This window comes from Acetobacter indonesiensis, assembly GCF_000963945.1.
Classification (GTDB): Bacteria; Pseudomonadota; Alphaproteobacteria; order Acetobacterales; family Acetobacteraceae; genus Acetobacter; species Acetobacter indonesiensis.
Genome location: NZ_BAMW01000092.1, coordinates 21,061 through 40,296, shown reverse-complemented (window position 1 = coordinate 40,296; position 19,236 = coordinate 21,061). Strand labels below are relative to the sequence as shown.

The 19,236-nt window shown below is 62.3% G+C and carries 20 protein-coding genes; 9 read left to right on the top strand and 11 right to left on the bottom strand.

The window, feature by feature from the left end; translation table 11 throughout:
* Positions 1-7: 7 nt before the first annotated feature.
* The 5 genes from Abin_RS15165 to Abin_RS15145 all read right to left on the bottom strand — a co-directional run bounded on the left by Abin_RS15165 (position 8) and on the right by Abin_RS15145 (position 4,175).
* Complete coding sequence (locus Abin_RS15165) at positions 8-283, bottom strand: VirB3 family type IV secretion system protein (RefSeq protein ID WP_048848462.1); 276 nt, start codon at positions 281-283, stop codon at positions 8-10.
* Positions 283-603: a TrbC/VirB2 family protein gene (locus Abin_RS15160; protein ID WP_255319374.1), complete on the bottom strand. Its 321-nt coding sequence runs from the start codon at positions 601-603 to the stop codon at positions 283-285. Before Abin_RS15160 ends, Abin_RS15165 begins: the two co-directional genes overlap by 1 nt.
* Positions 488-1,588 (bottom strand): P-type conjugative transfer ATPase TrbB, encoded by a 1,101-nt coding sequence (gene trbB / locus Abin_RS15155; protein WP_255319375.1) that lies wholly within the window; start codon positions 1,586-1,588, stop codon positions 488-490. Before trbB ends, Abin_RS15160 begins: the two co-directional genes overlap by 116 nt.
* A 147-nt stretch (positions 1,589-1,735) precedes the next feature.
* A complete protein-coding gene (locus tag Abin_RS15150) occupies positions 1,736-2,167 on the bottom strand; it encodes a ribbon-helix-helix protein, CopG family (RefSeq protein WP_048848458.1) in 432 nt (143 codons plus the stop codon).
* A 7-nt stretch (positions 2,168-2,174) separates the two neighbouring features.
* Positions 2,175-4,175, bottom strand: coding sequence for a conjugal transfer protein TraG (locus tag Abin_RS15145; RefSeq protein ID WP_048848455.1), 2,001 nt, complete (start codon positions 4,173-4,175; stop codon positions 2,175-2,177).
* Positions 4,176-4,348: 173 nt separating this feature from the next.
* Here Abin_RS15145 and Abin_RS15140 point away from each other — a divergent pair, with 173 nt between their 5' ends.
* Both Abin_RS15140 and Abin_RS15135 read left to right on the top strand, forming a co-directional pair.
* The gene (locus Abin_RS15140) at positions 4,349-4,618 is read left to right on the top strand and encodes a type II toxin-antitoxin system CcdA family antitoxin (RefSeq protein ID WP_048848454.1); all 270 of its coding nucleotides are present in this window, start codon (positions 4,349-4,351) and stop codon (positions 4,616-4,618) included.
* 4 nt (positions 4,619-4,622) lie between these two features.
* Positions 4,623-4,934 (top strand): CcdB family protein, encoded by a 312-nt coding sequence (locus tag Abin_RS15135; RefSeq protein ID WP_048848452.1) that lies wholly within the window; start codon positions 4,623-4,625, stop codon positions 4,932-4,934.
* Between the two features lie 135 nt (positions 4,935-5,069).
* Here the strand turns inward: Abin_RS15135 and Abin_RS15130 are convergent, their stop codons facing one another.
* Together Abin_RS15130 and Abin_RS15125 are read right to left on the bottom strand one after the other, a co-directional pair.
* Positions 5,070-6,488 (bottom strand): DHA2 family efflux MFS transporter permease subunit, encoded by a 1,419-nt coding sequence (locus tag Abin_RS15130; RefSeq protein ID WP_048848450.1) that lies wholly within the window; start codon positions 6,486-6,488, stop codon positions 5,070-5,072.
* Positions 6,489-6,536: 48 nt separating this feature from the next.
* Positions 6,537-7,103: a hydrolase gene (locus tag Abin_RS15125; RefSeq protein WP_048848448.1), complete on the bottom strand. Its 567-nt coding sequence runs from the start codon at positions 7,101-7,103 to the stop codon at positions 6,537-6,539.
* Positions 7,104-7,212: 109 nt separating this feature from the next.
* Here Abin_RS15125 and Abin_RS15120 point away from each other — a divergent pair, with 109 nt between their 5' ends.
* Positions 7,213-7,842 (top strand): TetR/AcrR family transcriptional regulator, encoded by a 630-nt coding sequence (locus tag Abin_RS15120; protein WP_048848446.1) that lies wholly within the window; start codon positions 7,213-7,215, stop codon positions 7,840-7,842.
* A gap of 246 nt (positions 7,843-8,088) precedes the next feature.
* Here the strand turns inward: Abin_RS15120 and Abin_RS15115 are convergent, their stop codons facing one another.
* Positions 8,089-9,222: an SAVED domain-containing protein gene (locus Abin_RS15115; protein ID WP_048848444.1), complete on the bottom strand. Its 1,134-nt coding sequence runs from the start codon at positions 9,220-9,222 to the stop codon at positions 8,089-8,091.
* Between the two features lie 107 nt (positions 9,223-9,329).
* Between Abin_RS15115 and Abin_RS15110 the strand changes: the two genes are divergently transcribed.
* The 4 genes from Abin_RS15110 (at position 9,330) to Abin_RS15095 (ending at position 14,118) form a co-directional block, all read left to right on the top strand.
* Entirely contained in the window at positions 9,330-10,553 is a 1,224-nt protein-coding gene (locus tag Abin_RS15110; protein ID WP_048848442.1) for a nucleotidyltransferase domain-containing protein, read from the top strand.
* Complete coding sequence (locus Abin_RS15105) at positions 10,550-12,274, top strand: ThiF family adenylyltransferase (RefSeq protein WP_048848440.1); 1,725 nt, start codon at positions 10,550-10,552, stop codon at positions 12,272-12,274. Before Abin_RS15110 ends, Abin_RS15105 begins: the two co-directional genes overlap by 4 nt.
* Positions 12,249-12,707, top strand: coding sequence for a Mov34/MPN/PAD-1 family protein (locus tag Abin_RS15100; RefSeq protein ID WP_012222366.1), 459 nt, complete (start codon positions 12,249-12,251; stop codon positions 12,705-12,707). The genes Abin_RS15105 and Abin_RS15100 overlap by 26 nt, the downstream gene beginning before the upstream one ends.
* A 148-nt stretch (positions 12,708-12,855) precedes the next feature.
* Complete coding sequence (locus tag Abin_RS15095) at positions 12,856-14,118, top strand: cation:proton antiporter (RefSeq protein WP_048848437.1); 1,263 nt, start codon at positions 12,856-12,858, stop codon at positions 14,116-14,118.
* A 143-nt stretch (positions 14,119-14,261) separates the two neighbouring features.
* Here the strand turns inward: Abin_RS15095 and Abin_RS15090 are convergent, their stop codons facing one another.
* Complete coding sequence (locus Abin_RS15090; protein ID WP_048848436.1) at positions 14,262-14,813, bottom strand: cytochrome b; 552 nt, start codon at positions 14,811-14,813, stop codon at positions 14,262-14,264.
* Positions 14,810-15,904: a catalase family peroxidase gene (locus Abin_RS15085; RefSeq protein ID WP_048848434.1), complete on the bottom strand. Its 1,095-nt coding sequence runs from the start codon at positions 15,902-15,904 to the stop codon at positions 14,810-14,812. Before Abin_RS15085 ends, Abin_RS15090 begins: the two co-directional genes overlap by 4 nt.
* 177 nt (positions 15,905-16,081) lie before the next feature.
* Here Abin_RS15085 and Abin_RS15080 point away from each other — a divergent pair, with 177 nt between their 5' ends.
* Entirely contained in the window at positions 16,082-16,588 is a 507-nt protein-coding gene (locus tag Abin_RS15080) for an RNA polymerase sigma factor (RefSeq protein WP_048848432.1), read from the top strand.
* Positions 16,585-17,340, top strand: coding sequence for an anti-sigma factor family protein (locus tag Abin_RS15075; protein ID WP_048848429.1), 756 nt, complete (start codon positions 16,585-16,587; stop codon positions 17,338-17,340). Before Abin_RS15080 ends, Abin_RS15075 begins: the two co-directional genes overlap by 4 nt.
* 32 nt (positions 17,341-17,372) lie before the next feature.
* Here the strand turns inward: Abin_RS15075 and Abin_RS15070 are convergent, their stop codons facing one another.
* Positions 17,373-19,112 carry a relaxase/mobilization nuclease domain-containing protein gene (locus tag Abin_RS15070; protein ID WP_048848427.1) on the bottom strand — a complete coding sequence of 580 codons (1,740 nt, stop codon included), beginning with the start codon at positions 19,110-19,112 and terminating at the stop codon, positions 17,373-17,375.
* Between the last annotated feature and the right edge of the window lie 124 nt (positions 19,113-19,236).

The following is a 19,236-nucleotide window of genomic DNA, read 5'->3' as shown; positions in this document are numbered from 1 at the left end:
GCCTTCCCTACGCCCGGAGCCAGGCGGGATAACGAAGATGCCGCCGTCCCACCTCGATGAAGAAAGGGTCGCGCTTCGCCCCCCAGACCGCGAGCCCATGACCGACAATCCAGAAGACGGCTCCGATCAGCCACAGGCGCAGGCCGAGCGCGATCGCTGCCGCCAGCGTGCCATTGGCGATGGCGACGGCACGGGGTGCCCCACCCAGCAGGATGGGATCGGTCAGCGAGCGATGCACCGGGACATGAAAGCCCGCCACCGCGTCATCGTCATATCCCGCCATCAGATCAGTGCTCCGCCCGAGAAGCTGAAGAACGAGAGGAAGAAGCTGGACGCTGCAAAAGCGATGCTGAGTCCGAAGACGATCTGGATCAGGCGACGGAACCCTCCCGATGTTTCCCCGAACGCCAGGGTCAGGCCGGTCACAGTGATGATGATCACCGACACGATGCGCGCCACCGGCCCCTGCACGGATTCCAAGATCTGGTTAAGCGGTTCCTCCCACGGCATGTCCGAGCCCGAGGCCAGGGCCGAGGAGCACCATGCGATGGACAGAAGCAGCACGGTGGAGAGTGCAGGCGCGTGCCGACGCACGCGGGTCATGGCATGGGTCATTAGGATTCTCCCGAAGCTGGAAGGGATGGATGCAATAAGCGCCTGTAGCGGGGTCAAGCCCGTCCACGGTGGCGAGTTCGGACAGTCGGCGCTGCGTGCCCCGCCCGGAGAGGACAGCGATCACGTCGATGGTCTCGGCGATCAGCGCACGAGGCACCGTGACCACGATCTCCTGGATCAGTTGCTCCATACGGTGCAGGGCACCGATGGCGGTGTCGGCATGCAGCGTGCCGATGCCGCCGGGATGGCCGGTGCCCCAGGCTTTCAGCAGATCCAGCGCCTCGGGACCGCGTACCTCGCCAATCGGGATACGGTCGGGCCGCAGCCGCAGGGCCGAGCGCACCAGTTCGGACAACGTGACGATGCCGTCCCTTGTGCGCAGAGACACGAGGTTAGGTGCCGCGCATTGCAGTTCGCGCGTGTCCTCGATCAGCACGACCCGGTCGTCGGTCTTCGCCACCTCGGCCAGGAGGGCATTGACCAGCGTGGTCTTGCCCGTGCTGGTCCCGCCCACGACCAGGATGTTTTTCCGTTCCGAGACCGCATGACGCAGGGAATCTGCCTGTGCATCGGTCATGATCCCGGCAGCGACATAGTCATCGAGAGTGAACACGGCGACGGCCGGTTTGCGGATCGCGAAACTCGGGGCTGTCACCACAGGCGGCAGCAACCCCTCGAACCGCTCACCGGTTGGTAGTTCCGCCGAGACGCGTGGCGCACCCTCATGCACCTCCGCTCCAACATGGTGCGCGACAAGACGGACAATGCGCTCGGCATCGGCCGACGTGATGACGTCGCCCGTGTTGGCCATGCCCTCTGACAGCCGATCGATCCACAGCCGCCCATCGGGATTGAGCATGACCTCGACCACAGCGGGATCAGCGAGATGCCGGGCAATCGCCGGTCCCATCGCCGTGCGCAGCATGGATATGCCGCGCTGTCGGGCACCACTTTCAATCGGTGTAACCGCCATGGGAATCCCCGTCCATTTGGATCATCCGGCCTCTCCGGACGACGACGGGGATCATTAGAGAGTGCTGCTTCCTCCCGTTTTCAACAGCATTTTCCTGCGATCGTACAGGATCGTAACGGATGCGGTTTTTACTTGCGGATCGCGGGATCAGGATTCCGCTGCGGGAGGTACATCGTCGGGGATCTCATGCCGGAAAAATGGCCCCCGGCTGAGTCGTCGACCAAGGGCGGCCACGAACGCCTCATACCGTTCCGCCCCCTGAGCCCGAGCCGCGGCGGCCGCCGGTTCCGGCAAGGGCGGGCTGACCGTCATCCAGTAGCGGATAAACAGGGCCAGCGTCTCAAGGCTGATCCCGAGATCGCGCTCCATGCGGGCGACCTGCCGGTCGAGGCGGTCCAGCCTGCGGCTCATCGCCGCTTCCCGTCGTTCATCGGCATCGGGCGACAGGAAGGACGCGATGGCCGCTTCCGCCACGAGAGACAGGGAAAGATCGCGCCGTGCCGCGTGCGCGGTCAGGGCATCCAGCAGTTTCGGTTCCAGATAGACCGACAGCCGCGCCTTCTTGGGGGATGTCCTCATTGCGCCCTCACAGTCCGAGATCGTTGCCACGATCGAGCCCTGCCTGACGGGCAATCCGTGTCAGGTCGGCGCGATCCCGTGCTTCCGGATCCGGTGGCAGTTCCTCACCAAAGAGGTCGGGTGCAGTGCGCTTCCTGTGTTTGGCGGGATCCGCCGGGTCATGCTCGCGCGACCATTTCCGTCCCGTGCCGAGCGATTCATCGCTGTCAGCATCGTCGGGCCTGTCAGGCGCTGCCGGCGACCCCGTCTCCTCCGGTGACGGGGTGGCAGGAGATGGACGGTCACGCCAGTCATCAGGCTGGACCGGCCGTGGCAGTTGCGCCGGATCTGGCGGCGGCAGGACGCGCTCAACGAAGCGGCGGTCCCGGAAATACCGCGCTTTCCGCGCCCGGATGGGCGGACACCCCGCCACCATAACCACTTCCTCTCGTGCCGGGATCTGCATGATCTCGCCCACCGTCATCAGGGGGCGCGCGCTCTCCTGACGCGAAACCATGAGGTGTCCGAGCCAGGGCGACAGCCGATGTCCGGCATAGTTCTTCTGCGACCGAATCTCGGTCGCCACGCCCAAACCATCGGAAACCCGCTTCGCGGTGCGTTCATCATTGGTCGCGAAACTGACCCGGACATGACAGTTATCGAGAATGCTATTGTTCTGACCATAAGCCTTGTCGATCTGGTTCAGGCTTTGGGCGATCAGAAACGCCTTGATCCCGTAACCCGCCATAAAAGCCAGCGCGCTCTCGAAGAAATCCAGCCGGCCGAGAGCAGGAAACTCGTCGAGCATCAGCAGCAGACGACGCCGCCCCTCCCGGCCGGACAGATCCTCCGTCAGCCGCCGCCCGATCTGGTTGAGGATCAGGCGGATCAGCGGCTTGGTGCGGCTGATATCCGAAGGCGGGATGACGAAATACAGCGAGACAGGCTGGTCGCCCTCCAGCAGGTCGCCGATCCGCCATTCGCAGCGACTGGTCACGGTGGCCACCACCGGATCGCGGTAGAGGCCAAGAAACGACATGGCGGTGGACAGCACGCCGGAGCGCTCGTTGTCCGACTTGTTCAGCAATTCCCGCGCCGCTGAGGCCACGACGGGATGAGGCCCGGCCATCCCGAGATGCGATGTTCGCATCATAGCCGACAGGGTCGCCTCGATCGACCGCTTCGGGTCGGAGAGGAATTTTGCCACCCCGGCGAGCGTCTTGTCATCCTCGGCGTAAAGCACATGCAGGATCGCCCCGACCAGCAGAGCATGGGAGGTTTTCTCCCAATGATTGCGCCGCTCCAGCGATCCTTCGGGATCGACCAGAATGTCGGCGATGTTCTGCACGTCGCGAACCTCCGACGCCCCCCGCCGGACCTCCAGCAGCGGATTATAGGCTGAGGACGCCGGATTGGTGGGGTCGAACAGCAGCACCCGCCCGAAGCGATTCCGGAAACCGGCGGTAATCTGCCAGTTCTCGCCCTTGATATCATGGATGATGGCCGAACCCGGCCAGGTCAGGAGCGTGGGGATCACCATTCCCACACCCTTGCCGGTGCGCGTCGGTGCGAAGGTCAGGACGTGCTCGGGACCGTCATGTCGGAGATAGGCCCGGCGGTATTTGCCCAGCACCACGCCATCCTCGCCCAGCAGCCCGGCCGCACGGATTTCCGCATCCTCGGCCCATCGGGCGGAGCCGTAAGTTGCCGCGCGCTTCGCCTCGCGGGCGCGATGGACGGACAGCGCCACGGCTGCGGCAAAAGCCAGAACCCCGCCCGAACCCGCGATCCAAGCGCCGCGCGCGAACACCGCCGGCGCGTAGGCGTCGAACTCGTACCACCACCAGAAGAACAGTGGCGGGGCATAGACCGGCCAGCGGTGCAGGACCATAAACCACGGGCGGCCGAGTTCCGGCTGGAACGCCAGTTCCCAGGCCGTCCATTGTGTCGCCGTCCACCAGGACAGCACGATCATGGACAGGACCAGCAGCGCCTGCCCCCACTGGATACGTGTTCCCGGCTGGTCCATCGATCCCTCCCGTCGTCATGGAAGACAGCGAAGAACCGGGATTTTCCAGGGCACAAGCGCGAACTTGTGGCCGTCGTACCAGAGCGAGCAGGAGCGAAAAAATACTTGCGCGTTGCGGTCTGGCGTCGGCATCCTCATATCTTGCGCACGATATGCGCATAAGGAGTCGGATCATGCCCAGCCGCACCAGCCTCGGCGTTTCCTATGACCGGAGCGCGCCCCGCCGCCCGGTCAATCTGTCGCTCAACACCGATCTGCTGGCGCAGGTCCGGGAAGTGACGCCCAATCTTTCGGCGACGGTCGAGACCCTGCTGGGAGACTACCTGCAATACGCACGCCAGCAACGCGAGGACGAACAGCGCAAGCTCGACGGGGTGATCGACGCGGTGAACGATCTGCACGCGCGGCACGGCTTCCTGAGCGACGAATTCTCGACGCTCTGATCCGATGCCGCAATTCACGATCTACCGAAACCCTGGCCGGAACCGGGATATCCCGTTCGTGGTCCAGATCCAGAGCAGCCGTCTGGACCGCAGCGTGGGCCGCGTCGTCATGCCGCTCGTCAGACGATCGGGCAGCGCGCCGCCAGATCACCCGCTGACGCCGTATCTCGAAGTCGAGGGAGAGGAGGTCTTCGCCAATCCGTTCGATCTGGCGACCCTCCCCGCCACGCGGCTTGGACCCGCCGTCGGCGTCCTGGCCGAACGCGATCAGGACACAATCATAAGGGCGCTGGACGAACTGATCAGCAGGGCGTGAGGGGCGCGGAACTTCCGTTGTCGACTCTTTTCGGATATTTCATGCATTCGGAAATGATCCACATGGCGGACATAGGTTGACCACGTGAGTCTGAATGACTTTATTTTCTCAGGTGAGTATCAATGCCCGATAGGTTCAGTTCGGCCCGAACTGGCGTTTCTTTTCCGAAGGCTGGATGAAGCGCGTGGCGAGCAATAGAGCGCCATGGAATAACGCAAGCAATCCAAACGTTTTGGCATAAGCCTCTGATGCGACATAAGACGGACCGACTTCCGAAAGCTGCCACCCAAGGAATGTGGCGCACGCTGTAATCAATGTTGGCCCGCCAATCCTTTGCATGATGTTCAGCGCAGTCGTTGCCATCGGGATGTCCGCGCGCGCGATCGAAGCGTATCCCGCGCTCATCGCCGGAATGCCGATGGCACCCCCGCCGCCGCCACGCAATAACAATGCTATGGTCAGCAGGGCGACGTTTAGCCCGCTATAGGCGAGCACCACCAAAATCACTGTGCCGACCAACGACAAAAGAGCCCCGCAGCCGGTCAGATCGCGCGTGTCAAACCGGTCACTCAGACGGCCAATGAGCGGATAGACACACATCATCCCCAGACCCAGGGGTGCCATGAACAGGCCCGTCCGCTCAGGCGAGACACCGCAGGCGTGGATCAGCCATACGGGTAGAAGCATCTGACCGGCAAACGACACCCCGTTCGTCAGAAACATGATAATTGCCGACACCGAAAAGACGGGCGCACGCAGCAGATGCAGGTCGATCAGCGCGTCATCACCCTTGCGTCGTGCGGATCTAATATACAGGACGAACAGCATGAGGGACGCACCCAGGGTCGCTGATCCGTAGGGTCGGGTGACATGATCCATGCCGTAGAGAAGCGTGATGAGGGCGGGTGCAAGATATCCAAGTCCTGTCAGATCAAGCCGTCGGCGGCGCTCGTCGTGCCTGTCGTCCGGGAGAAACAGAACGGCGAGGATAAAGGCCGCAAGCCCGACTGGGACATTGAGAAGAAAGATCCATCGCCAGGACGCGACGGAGAGAATGGCACCCGCGACGACGGGTCCGAGAAGCGGCGCGAGCAGAACGGGTGCCGTCATCGCACTCGCAACCCTCGGCATCTGCCGACCCGCCACACGGGCAACGGTCATCTGCGCCATAGGCGCAAGCAGGCCGCCCGCCATGCCCTGCAGCAGACGGAACCCGATCAGGGACGGCGCGGACCACGCCAGCGCGCAGAGGCCAGATGTCAGCGTGAAAGCGCCGAAACACCATAAATAGACCGCACGCCCTCCGATGCGGCTCACGAGCCAACCGTTCAGCGGCAGCGTCAGGGCGAGCGCCAGAAGATAGCCGCTGACCACCCACTGAACGCTTGAAAACGGTGCGTGTAGGGTCGTAACAAGATCGGGGAGCGACACATTGACGATCGTGGCGTCCAGTTGTGCCATGAAAGACCCGATCGACGCGACGCTCACGATTTTCCAAGTGCCTGGTGGTAGTTGATCCGAGCCTGAGGCTGGCGACGACGTTCCGGCGTTCATGAATGATCTCGCCGGGAGCCGCGAGACGCGCAGACATCCGCCATGCGCTCACGCCTCCAGCGCGATCGCGTTACTCGTCATCACACGGCCCAGACGAGGGAAAATCTCCTCGCAGGCAAAACGCTGCATCTCTTCCGTGAAGGTGGACATGACATCCGTGGCGAGCACGACGTTATATCCATGCTCGTGCGCCGCTCTGGCCGTAGACTCCACGCCCAGATTGGTGGCGATTCCGCCGAGCACAATGCTCGTGATCCCGCGGCGACGTAATTGGAGATCGAGATCCGTACCGTAGAATGCACCCCATTGCCGTTTCGTGACGCGCAGATCGGTCGGTTCGGCAAGCCCGTCGACCAATTCTGCCCAATCTGGCGCAAAGCCTCCAAGTGGAGAGAACGAGCGTTCAACAGCTGTATGCAACGCATCGGCGAAATCTGGTGCAAATGCGACATTCACCAGAATAACCGGAGCCCCGGCAGCCCGGAAACGCGTTGCAAGTTCTTTCGATCGCTTAACAATCAAAGCACCCGATGTCGGAGCCAGGGGGAGCCCCGTGATACCTTTCTGGAGATCGATCAGGACGAGAGCTGTCTTGGTGGCTTGAAGCGAAATCATGGAGAAGCATCCCTATCGGCAGCCGAACCGCCCGTCCCGAACCGTTGTTTGGAACACGCGGAAACGTTAATAAGTTGAGCAGATACTCAAGCAGGAGCATTATTTGAGGATGGACTCAAATTCGTCAAGGGCTAAACGAACATCTCTCCAGCCGCTGCGCGCTGCCGGGCGTCAGCGCGTTGAGGAACTGCTTGAGGCCGCGTCCGACCTCATGGCGGAACGCGGTTATGAGGCGACGACCATGGCGGAGATCGCCGCGCGCGCAGGGGCGAAGATCGGCTCACTCTATCGTTTCTTTCCAAACAAGGAGGCGGTGGCGGATGCTTTGGTGCAGCGGCATATCGCGGTTCTGGAAGAAGAATACGCGGCACTCTCCAAATGTGCTGCTACGCTGTCGCCCGCAGCATTGGCGGACGTCCTGATCGAGTTGCTTGTCACGCTTTATCCTCGCGTGAAATCCCTGTCCGCGCTGATGGAGGCCCGGACCGACAGGATGGAGATCCGCGATCGTGCGCGGGGGCATGCCATCGCTGGCATTGCGGCGGCGTTGCGTGTCTGTGCGCCAAGGCTGGATGAGGCGTTGGCGAAAGACATCGCGGCGGTGGTTCTGAACACCATGAAAGTGTTGCGTGGCATGATTACGAAGGACGCGCCCACGACGCCGGGTGCGCCCGACGAGCTACGGCGGATGCACCGTATTTATCTAGCGGAGCGGTTGACTCCCTTCCGAAACATTTGAGTTAGCGCGGCAGATAAGAAGACATGACTTCGCGGATTGCTGAAGTATTCCACAGGCGATGTGAGAGCCCTGATACCTTCGCGGAGAGTGAGGTATTGTGGCAGCTGTCGCCCTCCCTTCCGAACATGTAACGCACAGTGCACTTTCCGCATAACGGACATGACCAGTGCAAACTTCTATTGTCACTTAGAGTGGGTTGCATATCGGTAGCTTTAGCCGATCGACGAAGGGGGAGGCGGCCCTCTTCTAATTCGCGATACATAAGGTAGGAATGAACCCGCCGACGGCCCGATTCTGATCATAGATCTGCATGGGCAAATCGGCCTTAGGCATCCACACGCGCCCGACCTCAACCGCCGCTGAATTCGGCAAAGCGGGAAACACGTTGATAACCGCATTCTCGCCATGAACAGCCTTGATCCGATCAAGGAGACGCCGAAGCTGGTGCTTGAACTCGATCAGGTCGTCCGGACGACGCATGATGTCGTTGTGCGGATTTTCCGCGGTCAGCGACCAGATGGCGACATCCTCGCCCAGCACTGCGCTAATCCGTTCATCCGTAACGGTCGCGCTCAGCGCGAGCTTCAGCGCGACTGCGACGTTCGGTGCCCCGGAATAGTCGCCGACCTGAAAGGTGATTGCGGGCTGGTCAGCTTGCCACCGCCATGACGGGGGCTCGCGATATCGCTGATGAACCGTGACCGGGACGATATCCCCCAGCAGATGCCCAAGTTCGATCAGCAGCGGCTGCGGCGCTAGCGCGAACACGCTGAGCTGCTTTATCTCCTTTTGTTCGATGCGCTCCTTCACCTTGCGAGCGAACACGCGGCGCAGATTGTCCTGCTGGACGGACCAGTAATTCGCTTCGTGATCGGCATAGTCACATCCGGCCAACTGGATATCGATCGTTCGTCCCTCGGCGGGGTGCCTGTCGGGCGGCATCGCCATGAAGATCGATCGCGTCGATACTAGGGCATCCCGCTGTCCGATATCCGCCGCGAACCGGAGGACGTGCGCGGCGCGCTCCTGCGCCATTCCCGTCACGATGGCGATCCGGTCCTCGTGCTCTGCTTTCATCTCAAGCAGGACGGGCTCGGGATGATCCGCGAGATAGTCGACATCTACGCCCTTATGGTGCTTCGCACAGAGCAGCATGAGATTGCTCAGGTCTTTGGCGAGTGCAGGCGAGCGAACCGGATCGCCGCGCGGTCCGTCAGCACTGTCGGCGACAATGTGCGCAATGAAGCCGAACTTACCGTCCACGCGGCCGGCGATCAGGTCGCCGACGAGTTCCTCATTGCACCCGCGGTATTCGCAGCGCCCGGCTGCTTTGGTCCAGAGGGCGACCTGAATTTTCTGTGGGATTTGCGTTTTTGCCATGATGGTGTTTCGCTCCGATTCGCTATAATGTTCACGTTTTATCCTCAAAGCTCAACCGCGCAGTTCGACTATCCATACGCGGACCGTGGGCTTCACCTTGGAGGCATATGGTGGAAAAGCAGACGCGCACTCACGAGAGCGAGGAATTCCTCGAGGATCTTGCCGAAGAACTGAGCGTGCCGCCAAGCCGGTATGAGCAGGCCGACCGGAGCTACATGTCACTGGGCGACTGGCTGCACCGCGACGCCTCGACCGTCCGACAGTACGGACCCAAGGTCTACGTCCAGGGGTCTTTTCGCCTCGGCACGACGATCCGGCCCTTGAACGACGCCGAGGAATATGACGTCGATTCCGTCTGCGAGTTGCAGAAGCTTGGCAAGACCTCGCTGACGCAACAGCAGCTCAAGACCCTGCTTGGCGCCGAGATCGAGGCCTATCGGCGTGCGCAGAATATGAACAAGCCGCTTCGCGAGGGTCGCCGTTGCTGGGTGCTCGACTATGCCGATGGCGCCCAATTCCATATGGATATCGTGCCCGCGCTTCCGAACGGGCAAGCCTCCCGCCTCCTCCTGGAATCCCGCGGCTATGACGCGCGTTGGACACTCACCGCCATTGCCATTACCGACAAGGAGGGGCCGACCTACACCACCGTTACCGACGATTGGCCGCGCTCGAACCCCAAGGGCTACTGCGAGTGGTTTAAGAGCCGGATGGCAACCGCGCTCGAACGGCGCAAGCGCGTGCTCGCCGACAGCATGAGGGCGAGCGTCGAGGATATCCCGGACTACAAGATCCGAACGCCGCTTCAGGCCGCTATCATGATCCTGAAGCGTCACCGTGACCATACCTTCGAGCATGGCGGCGACGAACGGCCGATCTCGGTCATCATCACCACCCTTGCGGCCCACGCCTATAAGGGCGAAGAGACGATCGGCGAAGCGCTCGCGGTGATTCTCGCGGGCATGGACCAGCATATCCTGTGGCACAACAACCGCTACTGGATCCCGAATCCGACCGACCCGCTCGAAAACTTCGCCGACAAATGGGCCGAGCACCCCGAGCGGGCGACCGCGTTCTACGAGTGGCTCCAAAAGGCCAGGACGGAATTCGCCGCGGCAGCTCGGTCGAGCGATAGGAGAGTGATCACCGAGATAGTCGGACGCGGCGTTGGCGGATCGATGGCCGACCGCACGGCCCGCCGCCGTCCGCCGCCGCCGCCGCGATCCCCGCTGCTCAAAACCGCTTCGGTGGCGCCCGTAGCCGAAGGTCTTTCCTTTCCGGACAGGAGCCGGGTGCCAACCAAGCCGCAGGGGTTCGGCGGCGCGGAATGATCTGGTGGCTCGAAAATCCGACTCGCGCACGAACCGAGCGTCAGGGCGTGGCTAACCTCGCGGAGCGCGTCGCCTGGCTCAAGGGCGTGCGCTGGCATCTCTCGAACGGCGCTGCGCTCGCGGTCGATTTCGAGATCGAGTATGACGGCGACAGCGTTCCGTTGACGATGACCTATGCCGAATTCCACCCCAATTCCCCACCCATCGTGCTTCCCAGAGACGGGAGTCGCCTGTCGAACCACCAATATGGGGCGGGCGGAAATCTCTGCCTGGAATATCGCGCCGACAACTGGGAGACGTCGATCACCGGGGCGATGATGATCGAGAGCGCGCATCGTCTGATCGCCGGTGAACGCGATGTCGAGGGTCCCGAACTGCCCTCGGCGCATGCCGTTTCGCTCGGCCAAAGCGTGCGCGGCTCCTATTTCCGGTTCCTGCTGACGCGGCAAATGGAAGAGCGCCTGAAGGCGATCGCACCCGGTCAGTCGTTCGAGATTGGTATTGCGGAGAAATATTACGCCGATACCTTCACGGTGACGATCATAGAGACCGACGGCGTCACCGATGGCCGAGCATGGCCGGCCGGGATTCGGGAGACGACGAAGCGCGGCCAGGCCATTCGGCTGCCCGAAGGGACAGCGATGCCCGCAGCCACGCAAGCCGGTATCGCCGACCTGCTCGGCGCGCTTGGCCTCGGAGCGCTTCGCGAGGCTGCACTCGCCGCCAGCGGAGAAATGGACTTGGTGCTGGCGTCCGCGACCGAGACCGCACATTTCTATGCCTATGACGCCGGCCAGAAGCGCGTCTTCGGTCGCTCGCGACTACTGAAGGTCGCCACCAGTGACCGGCTCCCGGACGACTACTCTCTCCTCGCCGGAAAAAGCGTCGGCATCGTCGGATGCGGCTCGCTTGGCTCCAAGCTCGCCGCGATGCTGGCGCGCGCCGGCGTGCGGATGTTCACGCTGGTCGACGATGACGTCTTTTTCGCCGAGAATCTGGTGCGCAACGAACTTGGCGCCGCCGCGGCCGGCGTCCATAAGGCCGACGCGGTCCGCAGCCGCCTCATTGAGATTGCCGGCACGATCGACGTCACGGTGCGGCGTGTCGCGCTGGGCGGTCAGGAAAGCGCCGATTCCACGGACTCGGTGATGTCGGCGTTGCGCGCCTGCGACCTCATCATCGACGCCACCGCCGACGCGCATTGCTTCAACTTCTGCGCCGCGGTCGCGAAGGAAAGCCTGAAGCCACTCGTCTGGGGCGAGGTGTTCGCCGGGGGCATCGGCGGCCTCGTGGCACGTGTTCGATCAGGCCATGAGCCGGAGCCTCAGGCCGCCCGCAACCAGATCAACGCTTGGTGCAATGCACATGGCGTCCCCGCCCCGCTTGCCGGCCTAGCTGCCCCCTATGAAGCGGCAACCGGAAGCGCCAGACCGCTTGTCGCTGACGACGCCGAAGTTTCCATCATCGCAGGTCACCTCGCGCGTCTGGCAACCGATGTGCTCACCCTGCCGGAGGACAGTGCGTTTACGGCCCCCGCTTATGCGATAGGCTTGCGCAAGGCCTGGATTTTCTCTCAGCCGTTTGAGACATGGCCTATCGAACTCGCTGGCTCGGCCCCCTGGAAAGCCGAACAGGACCCCGCTTCTGTCGCAGACAGCCTTGCGCTCTTGCGCGAACTCTTGCCCTTGGCGTTCGATGGTCACGATCAGCCTTCCGAATGATCAGCGGGCGCAGCTTCGCAATTGTCTGCGAGGGGCCGGTCGGCGTGAGATCGGCGGCATCCTCATGGGAGAGCAAGTCGCACCCGATCATTTCCGCATCGTCGACTTCTCGGTCGACGAAACGACCGGGACGGCTGCACATTTCGTCCGCAGTCCCGACCATCATGCGCAAGCGCTCGACATCTTCTTTCGAAAGACTGGCTCCGATTTCAAACGCTTCAACTATCTAGGCGAGTGGCACTCCCACCCCAGCTTTCCAGTACGGCCTAGCCACGAGGACGTTATTTCGATGCAGAGCTTGGTCAACGGCGAGCGGGACATCGATTTCTCAGCGCTGCTCATCGTTAGATTGCGCTGTCTGTTCCTGCTCGAAGCCGCCGCATATATGTTCATCAGAAATCAGGCGTGCGTCCACGTCGAGCTTACAATGTGACAAGGGCAAACGGGAATATTGAGCACGCCGACTTACGGCGAAAATCGCCCTCATCTCGGATATAGGAAGACCAGTCAGGCTGCCTCAGATAGCGGACCATTGCCGGTTTTTCTTGACGTAGGGGACAAGAGCAGCCAGCGGTGAAGGCATGGATACCATCAGCCTCCTCGCTCTGCTTCTGACCCTCTCGGCAGGGTTCAGTATTCTCAATCACCACACGTTTCGCTTGCCTGTGACGATCGGCGTGCTGGTCTTCTCATTACTGGCTTCCCTGCTGGTTATGATCCTGAATCCGTTGATACCGGCCTATGACCTTCAGGCTCTCCCGCGATCTGTTCTCGGTGCGATTAATCTTCCCACGACCCTCCTGAATGGTGCGCTGTCTCTGCTTCTGTTTGCCGGGGCCACGCAGGTGGATGTCGGACATCTGCGCGCAAAGGTTGCCTCCGTGGCTGCTCTCTCTGTTCTGGGAACCGTTCTGGCCGTTGCCTTTCTGGCGATCGCGGCATGGTACGTCTTCCCTCTGTTGGGTCATGCCATTCCTTTCACATGGTGCATCGTCCTTGGGGCGATCCTCGCGCCAACTGATCCTGTTTCGGTTGTCGGCATGCTGAAACGTCTCGGACTACCCGCCCCCTTTCAGGCCGTTTTCGCAGGCGAGAGTCTGTTCAATGACGGCGTGGGGGTGGTGATCTTCGGCGTCACGATAGGACTGGCAACCGGGGACAGCCAAGGAGTGACCGCCTCCGAGATTGTTCTGAGTTTTTGCCGCGAGGCGATCGGTGGCGGTCTGCTGGGCGCACTGACCGGATGGATTGCACTCCGTATACTTAAGGGACAGCGGGATCCGCACATTGATCTGTTGACGTCACTGGCGCTTGCAACCGGAACCTTCAGCATTGCCAACCAACTTGGCATGTCGGGGGCGATTGCCGTCGTGGTGGCAGGACTGTGCTTTGGCGCAAGCTATAGTCATTCCGTTTTTGATGAGGCATCCCGCAAAGAACTCGACGTTGCATGGACACTCATTGACGAGGTGCTAAACGTCTTGTTGTTCATGCTGATTGGCTTTGAAATTCTTGAGATCACACCGCATCTGTTTGCGGTGCTGGCGACCCTGGCCATGATACCGCTATCCATTGCCGTGCGGACATTAAGCGTGCTGTTTTCAACGCTTCCAGTTCATCTCAGGCAATGGGAGCGGGGCCGTGTTCTTGGTATCCTGACCTGGGGCGGTCTGCGTGGCGGCATCTCGGTTTCACTGGCACTTGGATTGCCGCCCGGAGACTTGCGCGAGCTGCTGCTGCCTGTCTGTTACGGGGTGGTGGTGTTTACGATCATCGTGCAGGGACTAACCATGGAGCGTGTTGCCCGCAAACTCTATCCGTCCTCTACGCCTAGGCGGCAATAATACGGCTCTGATTATTTGAAGTGCAACTCCACAAAGAGAAAGGCCATGGCAGCTTTATCATGTTTTTCAACAGATAGCCGACCTTCCGTTTGCCCCCATTTCGCGCCATGCCTCTGACATGCCGTTTCAAACGATTGAACGTCTCATTCTCGATCCGCCTTTGCCTGCCAGGTCATGCTCCGCAGCACCGCATCCTCCCGGATCAGCCCGTGAAACAGGGCCGCGCCTACGTGAAGCAGCACCATCCCGAACAACAGGAACGCCAGCACGGTATGGGCTGACCGCAGCGCCGCCCACAAAGCCGGATCATGAGGCAGGATCGGCGGCAAAAGCACGGACTGCCCCCAGAGCGGAATAGGATAGCCACCAGCCGACAGCATACCCCAGCCGACAAACGGCATAGCGATCATCAGGGCATAAAGCAGAACATGCGATGCTTTCGCGCCAAATTTCATGATTGGCGGAAATTCTTCGGGGAGCGCTGGGGGCGGTGAGCGAAGACGGTTCGCCAGACGCACGAGCGCGAGCACAAGGATGGCAATGCCCAGCGGGCGATGGAGCGTCACCAGCCGATGGTAGTTTGGCCCCGCGGTCGAGGCCATGAACACGCCGATGAACAGCATGATCAGGATCATGACGGCCATCAGCCAGTGCAGGATACGCGATGGCAGGGAAAACGATTTTGCGTTGATCATGATTTTTTCCCTTCGGCACCGCCCGGCGCGGCCGTCATGGTGGGGGTGATGGCGGGAACCGGGAGTTTTTCACCGGAACGCGCGGCGAATGATCGCATGTAGGCGGCCGACCGGGCCTGAAGGATCGGATCACCGGACGGCGCGATACCGTGCGGCAGCACCAGCGGATCGAAGGTGATGCCGGTACAGGAACCACTTTCCTCGCTTTCAACAGTTGTGAGCGTCAGGGTTCCGGCGTCGATCTGCCGGTCGTCTTCCGCCCAGCCCTGGCTCGGGTCGTCGATGACGTCGTGATTGCCCGCCACCGTCACCATCAGCCGCCATTGCAGGGAGTGAGCGTGAAGGTCATCGATCAGCTGACGGAAGAGGTAATCGTGGTCGTCGGCGTGAGCGTCGGCCGGAGTGACGGGCTGCAAAGGCACCATCGACCAGCGCACGGCTGTTTCCGTGCCGTCTTTCCCCACGAACAGGAAACTGTCGAGACTGCGATAGGTGTCATCGGCAAAACCTGACGACAGAGGCCGATGGGTGATCTGTGCGCCTGCTACCTGCAACCAGGGATGAACCGCACGAAAGGCCTGCACCCGCGCGGGGTCTGGTTTTCCGGTTGCCGGGTCGGGGCGCGACGCCAGCTGGAGGTCCTGAAACTCCTGTGGGGTCCGGACGGGAAAGACCGGGATGTCGTTGATGCCCATGCGCCACTCCTGACCACCGGGAGGCATCAGGCGCAGCGCCATGCTGCGGACTTTTGCCGGCGCATCGGCCTGAAAGGGCATGCCGCCTGCGAGTGCGAAACGTCCGACCACGGGAACTCTCCCCGATTGCAGGACGGACGCCATCGAAAGCCCGGCGGCATTGCCGTTACCCTCGAACCAGCCTGTCACGCACACACCCTTGGCATGATTGCGCCGAAAACCGGGGTGCGTGCCGTCCACTGCACGCAGTGCATCCAGCAGGCTGGTCTGCGTCAGCCGATGGGGCGTCAGCCAGCCGCCGGCCCACAGGAAGCCCAGCGCCAGGGCCGTCGGTGCCGCGACCACACCGAGCCAGCGCAGGGCTGAGGCAGAGGGCACGAGTGGCTTCGTTGCCATGGTTTCGATCCTTTGAAAGCGTCTGATGGCAAGACGCGCTCGAGAACGGATCTATTCCCTTCGTGCGGCGTCCTTTGCGAAATATTTTGCGGTCGCCCTGTTCGGGCGGGAATAAACAGACGCCAGGAGCGTCTTCATCAGCAGCGATACCGGAAACCATATGAGGCACGGGCAGGATTGAACGACGGTGATGACAGCAGGTTACAGAACGCCATACCGGCCCTGAGACGGTATGCCCGCGTGCTGACACGCGACCCGCATCAGGCCGATGATCTGGTGCAGGACTGTCTGGAGCGCGCCCTGACCCGGATGCATCAGGTGCGTGGCCGGTCGGACCTGCGGCCCTGGCTGTTCACCATCGCCTATAACCTCAATGTCAGCCATTGGCGGCGTTTGCGGCGTCTTATTCCCTTCATGGAAACAACTGATCCGGAACCGATGCAGGAGGCGGGACAGATTCCCCATCTGGAATGGAAGGAAGTGGCCGACGCTTTCGAACACCTTTCCGATGACCACCGGCAGGTACTGATGCTGGTCGGTGTCGAAGGGCTAGAATACGCAACGGTCGCGGACATACTGGGGGTGCCGGTGGGCACCGTGATGTCCCGGCTGTCGCGAGCCAGGACGGCATTGCACCAGCTTGTCGGCCATGAAGAACGGCCTATGCTCAGGAGGGTAAAATGACACGGCCCGACCGCCCCGTGACCGAGGACGATCTTCAGGCCTGGATCGATGAACTTCTGTCTCCCGAACGGCGGAGAACCGTGGAGGCATGGCTGGATACCAATCCCGATGCACGAATGCGGGTCACGGCATGGCGTGCGGAACGCGATCTATTGCGGGCGACGATGGATGCCGAACTCCGGCAGCCCGTACCAGCACGGTTTGACATCGCCCGGCTGAAACAGCGCAGAGTCCGTCGTTTCAGCCTGCCGCAGATGGCGGCGTCCGTTGCGCTGGCCCTGTCTCTGGGACTGGGGAGCGGATGGATGCTTCGTGACCGGGAAGTGCCCCTCGGCCTGGCCTCGGTCGAGCGGGAGGCGGTGATCGTGCATGACGCCGGTAAGGGCAGCACGATCGCGAAAGGCAATGTCGCGCAACTGGCAGCGTGGGGTGGGCGTACACTCGGGCGACCGGTTCGCCCCCCAGACCTGTCGGCGGCAGGCTATCAGCTTACAGGCGGACAACTGGTCACGACGGATCATGGTCCGGCCTGCGTCTTTTTCTACAAGGACGGCAATGGCAGCCGGATTTCCCTGTTCGTGCGGCCCATGTACGGCCATGACATGACGGCTCCGATGCGCCCGATGCGGCAGATACCGGGCTATATCTGGGCGCAGGACGGGCTCGGGATCAGCATGGTCGCAGACACGCCTGACGGAGATCTGCATCGTCTCGCCAACCATGCGCGGGATATGATGGGGGAAGCGGGGTGACGGTTCGGAAGCCTGCTTTCCAGCCTTCGCGGTCATAGACCCAGCCCGCGTTTCCGCGCAAACGACCAGTCGATCCCCCCATCGCCGCACATGATGCCCGATACCTCCCGCCCTCGCTGTTTTTCAAGCGACGGCGACCACGGCACCAGTTCGAAGCCCAACCCGTCGTCGATCATGGCGAAGCGCCCCGACGCCAGGTTGAAACGCTGGCGATAGGTGCCGGTAACGGGATCGCCCTCCCCGCTCCGCCGGAACGGTATCCCTGACGTCCCGGCAAGGCTCCGGCCCAGCGCATCCAGCTCCCGCTGGCGCAGCGTGGCGATCAGGTTCCGCGCATAACGGATGCCCCCGCCCTCGCGGCTGGCCAGACCCTGCTCCACCAGATGATCCGAGCGTTTTTCCATCGCCTCTTTCACCTCGGCACCGAACCCGGTGGACGCTAGGGCAAGAGGCTCCCGCGCGATGGCCTGCCGGTCGAGCCAGGTGGCACCCTCCGCCGTCATCTGCCGCTCCAGCGTGACGTCCGAGCGCACGGCCAGCGCGACACGGTCACGTCCCCCTTTGTCGGTGAAACGCCGCAGTTCCACGATGGAACCGACTGCCCCATCACATGCGGCTTCGAGGTGCGGCAGGCGGACATGGTGCGTGCGTCCATCAATCCCGTCGATCACCGCATAGGCCGTGCCACGCAGCTCATCGTCGAGGCCCCGATCGACCAGCCGGCCGATGACGGGATCGGTGGTGTCCTCGGCGGCCATGACCCAGGAGGATGCCGCGCGGTCGATTTTCTGCTCCGCCAGGCCCCGGTGGATCCGTTTGATGATATCGTTGCGCTCGCTGATCTCCCGCAGCGTCGCCTCCGCACCTTCGTCCATCCGCCAGCGATCCGGCCCGACCTGGTGCGCCAGCCCCATAGTCTCCAGACGGCGCAACCGGCCCAGCTTCACGGTGGCGAAGGCGTCCGGGGTTTCGCCCGGCGCACGCCCCAGAGCGATGACACCATCTTCTCCGGCGTCCCTTTGAAGCTGGCGGTCAAGCTGGGTCCAGCGGTCGGCATTCACCTGCCGCTCGACCGCCTGATGAATATCGCGATCGGTGCGTGGCCCGAGTTCCAGCGTCACAAGATCCTGGGCACGGGCACGCATGCCTTCGCGGATGTAATCGCGCGCGATCACCAGGTCTGAACCGTCCTCGGCGACGCCCCGGACAATGACATGCAGATGAGGATGCGCGGTGTTCCAGTGATCGACGGCGACCCAGTCGATTTTCGTGCCAAGATCGGACTCCATCTGCCCCATCAGATCGCGGGAGAAAGCCCGAAGATCCGACATCTCCGGCGCGTCCTCCGGGGAGACAATAAAGCGGAAATGGTGGCGGTCGCCGTCGCATCGTGCCGCGAAGTCCGAGGCGCGGATGTCATCGCTGTCCTTGCCGAACAGGTGGGCATCCTCCCCGTCCCGCGTCACGCCCTCCCGGCGGAGATACCGCAGGTGTGCCGCCAGCGGTGTGGCGCGCGGGACATGCCGGACGACGCGCGCCTTGATGACGACGCCCCGCGAGCGGCTGGTCAGCAGGCGATTAGCCGCATGGGCGGCGGCCCTCCCGCGCCCGAAACTGGAGCGACGCCCGGCACTGATTTTCCCCGCGCGGGACACCCTGCCTCCGGCCCGCTGCACCGACGCCAGCACCTGCGTCACGAAAGGCCGCGCCTGCCGGGCGCGGGTGGAGCGGATGCGCCCTGGCCGGACCCGGAATTCCTCATCCCCGTTCATGGAAAATGCCCTGCACCGCGCGAAAGATCGCGCCGGATCAAAGAGATGATACCTAGCCGCGAGGTGCGGAAAATCTAGGCACCTCGCAACGAGACCTAAAAAACCCCGGAAAACAGCCAACCCA

Bases quoted from the DNA above. Each gene is read 5' to 3' on its own strand.
- Abin_RS15075 (WP_048848429.1), top strand. From the start codon at position 16,585: ATGACACGGCCCGACCGCCCCGTGACCGAGGACGATCTTCAGGCCTGG.
- Abin_RS15165 (WP_048848462.1), bottom strand. From the start codon at position 283: ATGGCGGGATATGACGATGACGCGGTGGCGGGCTTTCATGTCCCGGTG.
- Abin_RS15085 (WP_048848434.1), bottom strand. From the start codon at position 15,904: ATGGCAACGAAGCCACTCGTGCCCTCTGCCTCAGCCCTGCGCTGGCTC.
- Abin_RS15105 (WP_048848440.1), top strand. From the start codon at position 10,550: ATGATCTGGTGGCTCGAAAATCCGACTCGCGCACGAACCGAGCGTCAG.
- Abin_RS15145 (WP_048848455.1), bottom strand. From the start codon at position 4,175: ATGGACCAGCCGGGAACACGTATCCAGTGGGGGCAGGCGCTGCTGGTC.
- trbB (WP_255319375.1), bottom strand. From the start codon at position 1,588: ATGGCGGTTACACCGATTGAAAGTGGTGCCCGACAGCGCGGCATATCC.
- Abin_RS15095 (WP_048848437.1), top strand. From the start codon at position 12,856: ATGGATACCATCAGCCTCCTCGCTCTGCTTCTGACCCTCTCGGCAGGG.
- Abin_RS15115 (WP_048848444.1), bottom strand. From the start codon at position 9,222: ATGGCAAAAACGCAAATCCCACAGAAAATTCAGGTCGCCCTCTGGACC.
- Abin_RS15090 (WP_048848436.1), bottom strand. From the start codon at position 14,813: ATGATCAACGCAAAATCGTTTTCCCTGCCATCGCGTATCCTGCACTGG.
- Abin_RS15130 (WP_048848450.1), bottom strand. From the start codon at position 6,488: ATGAACGCCGGAACGTCGTCGCCAGCCTCAGGCTCGGATCAACTACCA.
- Abin_RS15125 (WP_048848448.1), bottom strand. From the start codon at position 7,103: ATGATTTCGCTTCAAGCCACCAAGACAGCTCTCGTCCTGATCGATCTC.
- Abin_RS15150 (WP_048848458.1), bottom strand. From the start codon at position 2,167: ATGAGGACATCCCCCAAGAAGGCGCGGCTGTCGGTCTATCTGGAACCG.
- Abin_RS15100 (WP_012222366.1), top strand. From the start codon at position 12,249: ATGGTCACGATCAGCCTTCCGAATGATCAGCGGGCGCAGCTTCGCAAT.
- Abin_RS15110 (WP_048848442.1), top strand. From the start codon at position 9,330: ATGGTGGAAAAGCAGACGCGCACTCACGAGAGCGAGGAATTCCTCGAG.
- Abin_RS15070 (WP_048848427.1), bottom strand. From the start codon at position 19,112: ATGAACGGGGATGAGGAATTCCGGGTCCGGCCAGGGCGCATCCGCTCC.
- Abin_RS15120 (WP_048848446.1), top strand. From the start codon at position 7,213: ATGGACTCAAATTCGTCAAGGGCTAAACGAACATCTCTCCAGCCGCTG.
- Abin_RS15140 (WP_048848454.1), top strand. From the start codon at position 4,349: ATGCCCAGCCGCACCAGCCTCGGCGTTTCCTATGACCGGAGCGCGCCC.
- Abin_RS15160 (WP_255319374.1), bottom strand. From the start codon at position 603: ATGACCCGCGTGCGTCGGCACGCGCCTGCACTCTCCACCGTGCTGCTT.
- Abin_RS15135 (WP_048848452.1), top strand. From the start codon at position 4,623: ATGCCGCAATTCACGATCTACCGAAACCCTGGCCGGAACCGGGATATC.